Origin of the sequence: Williamsia sp. (assembly GCF_036566845.1) — a bacterium.
Classification (GTDB): Bacteria; Actinomycetota; Actinomycetes; order Mycobacteriales; family Mycobacteriaceae; genus Williamsia.
Genome location: NZ_DATCVM010000010.1, coordinates 1 through 3,648, shown reverse-complemented (window position 1 = coordinate 3,648; position 3,648 = coordinate 1). Strand labels below are relative to the sequence as shown.

Sequence of the window (3,648 nt, the reverse complement as noted above, 5' to 3'; positions counted from 1 at the left end):
ACGTTGGGGCCGATCAGTTCATCGACCTCGGCCTCGAATGCCGCCTGACGCCCGGGCAGGACCCGGCAATCGACAACTGCGGTTGCGGTCTGCGGGATGACATTGGCCTTGTAACCGGCCTGGAGCATCGTCGGATTGGCTGTGTCACGCAGTGTGGCGCCGATGATGCGCGCGATGCTGCCGATCTTGAACAGCGCCGTCTCCAGATCCGGGGTGTCCGGCGTCAATGACAGACCACTCTCTTCCGAGACCGCTTCGAGGAACTGCGAGACCGATTCCGTCATCACCAGCGGGAACTGGTGGCGCCCGAGTTTGGCGACCGCTTCGGAGAGGATCGTGACGGCGTTGTCCTCGTGGAGGAACGAGCCGTGCCCGGCTTTGGCGGTGGCGGTCAGGCGCATCCAGGCCAGTCCCTTTTCGGCCGTTTCGACCAGGTAGAGACGCTTCTGGGTGCCGTCCGGTCGGTCCACGGTCAGTGAGAACCCGCCCACTTCACCTACCGCCTCGGTGACACCTTCGAACAGATCAGGCCGGTTGTCGACGAGCCAGTGCGAACCCCATTTGCCTCCGGCCTCCTCGTCGGCGAGGAATACGAAGACGATGTCGCGGGGCGGCGCGGTGCCCGAACGCTTGAACTGCCGGGCCAGGGCCAGCGCCATCCCGGCCATGTCTTTCATGTCGATCGCGCCCCGGCCCCACACGTAGCCGTCTTCGATCGCACCGGAGAAGGGGTGCACACTCCAGTCCTCGGCCTGCGCCGGAACCACGTCGAGATGCGCATGCAGCAGGAGCTTTCCACGCGTGCGGTCGGACCCGGGCAGGGTCGCGAAGACGTTGCCGCGACCCGGTTGTCCGGACTCGACATATTCAGTGTCGAAACCGGCTTCATCGAGTTTCTGCTGCACCCACCGGGCACACTCGGCCTCCCCTTTTGTGGTGGCCAGTTCGCCGGTGTTGCTGGTGTCGAACTGGATGAGCCGGCTGACGAGGTCGACGACTTCTTCGGTGGCGGCTGGGGTGTTGGAGTTCACCTGCTCATTCCTATCACCACCGCTCCCCACGATGTCGCCCAGACAACTCGCAAGGTGCGCCGATTCACGTCAGATGGTCGAAATCGCCTCGGACCCATCCGATATGGCGATCGGCCGACACCCTGACGGCGCGGGTGGCGCCGGTGTCGATGAAATCGGCGAAGTTCCCGTACAAGCGGTCGAACCGGAACCGGCCCAGCGCCGTCGCGATGCGCTCCACAACGGCCGCCGACAGCGGTATCCGGTTGGGATAGCTGCGCATAAAACTCACGCTGGCGCGATCAGGATTGGGAAGCACGGTGTCTCCGGACAGGAGCACGCCCCGCCCGCCGGCTCCGGCAGCCCAGTGAGCGACGGCGCTGCCAGGAAAGTGGCCGCCGGGTTGCGAGAGTGTGACTCCTGGCAGGACGGTCAGATCGCCGCGCCACGCCTCGATGACCGGTGCGGACCGCTGGACCCATTCCAGGTCGGACTCCGCCACCAGAACCGGTACGTCGCCGAGAGCTCTCGACCATTCGACCTGCACACCGAACATGTGCGGATGGCTGGCCACGATGGCCGTGAGAGGGCCGGCGGCCCGCACCGCCGCGACAGCCTCGTCGTCGATGAATCCGATCGGATCCCACAGCAGGTTTCCGGCATCGGTCCGGACGAGTTTGCTGCGCTGATTGATGCCGACACCGGGAGAGGTATGGATCTCGAACAACCCGGGTTCCAGTTCGGAGACCACGGCGCGTTGTCCTTCGGCGGCCAATTGCCCGAGGGACACCCACGATTGACCGTGCGGCGGGACGTACTGTCGTTCGTCGGCGCAGATGCGGCACACCGCGGGTAGACGGCTGTCCTGTTCCACGGCGCAGGTCCGGCAGACGACTGTGGTCCCATCCATGAATCCATTGGTAGCAAACCATCGATCGATATGGCTCTGAACAGGCGATTTGGGTTGCAGGCCGACAGTCGGTTAATGTTGTCCAGCGCTCGAAGATCGGTTTTTCTGCCGAGCGAACAGCAAGTCCGAGTGGCGGAATGGCAGACGCGCTAGCTTGAGGTGCTAGTGTCCTATTAACGGACGTGGGGGTTCAAGTCCCCCCTCGGACACTCTCAAAGATCCCCGGCCTGTGTCGGGGATTTTTTGTTGTCGGCGTCGGGCCTGGTTCCGCTCGATGAGCGGACGGTCCGGTGGGGATTCGTTACGTGCTCAAAGCACGTCACAACGCGCCTCACCAGTGCCTACTGTTACCGGGTATGGATCAATCGGCCTTTTACGGAGTGGTGGCAGCGACCAACTTCACGCTGCTGGGCCTGTGGTGGGTGGCGATCAAGGATCGAGGCGACCTGACCGGGCGAGACGGGCGTGGCAGCCAGATGGCCTACCTGGTTTCGCTGCAATTCGTGGTTGCCGCCGCAGTGTCGCTGTTCGCACAGGTCGCCCCCGATGTCGCCGCTGTCTGGCGTACGGGGTTCGCGTTCGCCGGAATAGTCGGGGCGATCGGAATCGTACTGCTCGCCCTTCAGTTCAGCGCCCAGACAGCGGCCCGGGTGATGCCGTGGATCCTGGCAGGCGTTGGTGTTCCCCTCTACCTGTTGGTGTTTGCGGTCGCGGCGATTCCGGCGATGGTGACCTCGGTGGACCTGGCGCTGTCGCCCATCGAGGTCGAGGGTTTGCTGCTCTCCATCATCGTGATCCTCGGTGTCCAAGAGGCCTGGTTCGTGGCGATGACACCTCGACGCGAAGTCGCACCCGCCCCGAGCGATTCGATTCCGTCGGACCCCACCGCCCCTTCCGCCTAGAATCCGCAGGTCCTGGACATCGTCTGCGGCTACTACACTGGCTTACCGTGTCCGACGTACCCACCCATTCCGTTGATCCCGCCGACATGGCGATCTTCCGCCGTGTCCTCGATCAGGTCACCGAGCTCGATGCGCTCCATCCGGACTCGGTGACGGTGCAGCGTGCCGTGGCGCAGATGTTCAAGCACGCCAAGCGCAACCGCCGCAAGGAACGGAACCAGCTTCGCGTCGATGCAGATCGAAAGGTGCTGGCCGCCACGGCAACCGGGTCACCGGATCGGATCGACGACGAAACCGCGGGCCTACCGCTCACCGGCGCGCCTGGCACGAGTGCCGGAACCCTGATCCGGCCGCAGAACTGCTACATCTGCAAGAAGGAATACACGCGGGTCGATGCCTTTCACCACCAGCTCTGCCCGGAGTGCGCGGCCGGCAATCGGCGCAAGCGCGAACAGCACGCCGACCTGACCGGTCGCCGGGCGTTGCTCACCGGTGGCCGAGCCAAGATAGGCATGTACATCGCGCTGATGCTGTTGCGAGACGGCGCGGAACTGACCATCACCACCCGATTCCCGCGCGACGCCGCGCGGCGGTTCGCGCGCCAGGTCGATGCTGACCAGTGGCTGCATCGCCTCGACATCGTCGGGATCGACCTCCGGGACCCGGCACAGGTGGTCGCGCTGGCCGATTCGGTGGCCGCACGGGGCCCGCTGGACATCCTCGTCAACAATGCGGCGCAGACGGTGCGCCGCTCCCCCGGCGCCTACAGCTCACTGGCCGACGCCGAGCTGGCCCCGCTGACCGGTTCGGCGGCATCGGTGCCGCT

4 protein-coding genes and 1 tRNA gene are annotated in these 3,648 nt (G+C 65.0%); 3 read left to right on the top strand and 2 right to left on the bottom strand.

What is annotated here, in order from left to right:
• Positions 1-1,031: M20/M25/M40 family metallo-hydrolase (locus VIQ49_RS00355; protein ID WP_331879813.1), on the bottom strand; the 1,031-nt coding region annotated here is incomplete at its 3' end.
• A gap of 64 nt (positions 1,032-1,095) precedes the next feature.
• Positions 1,096-1,920, bottom strand: a complete 825-nt coding sequence (locus VIQ49_RS00350) for an MBL fold metallo-hydrolase (protein WP_331879812.1) — start codon at positions 1,918-1,920, stop codon at positions 1,096-1,098.
• A gap of 123 nt (positions 1,921-2,043) precedes the next feature.
• On the opposite strand from VIQ49_RS00350, the gene VIQ49_RS00345 reads away from it, so the two are divergent.
• The 3 genes from VIQ49_RS00345 to VIQ49_RS00335 all read left to right on the top strand — a co-directional run.
• Positions 2,044-2,129 (top strand) — tRNA-Leu (locus tag VIQ49_RS00345).
• A gap of 147 nt (positions 2,130-2,276) precedes the next feature.
• Positions 2,277-2,822, top strand: a complete 546-nt coding sequence (locus VIQ49_RS00340) for a hypothetical protein (RefSeq protein WP_331879811.1) — start codon at positions 2,277-2,279, stop codon at positions 2,820-2,822.
• A gap of 86 nt (positions 2,823-2,908) precedes the next feature.
• Positions 2,909-3,648, top strand: a 740-nt coding sequence (locus VIQ49_RS00335) for an SDR family NAD(P)-dependent oxidoreductase (protein WP_331879814.1), incomplete at its 3' end; no start/stop codon positions are given.

Coding starts and splice junctions, on each gene's coding strand:
- VIQ49_RS00350 (WP_331879812.1), bottom strand. CDS start 1,920: ATGGATGGGACCACAGTCGTCTGCCGGACCTGCGCCGTGGAACAGGAC.
- VIQ49_RS00340 (WP_331879811.1), top strand. CDS start 2,277: ATGGATCAATCGGCCTTTTACGGAGTGGTGGCAGCGACCAACTTCACG.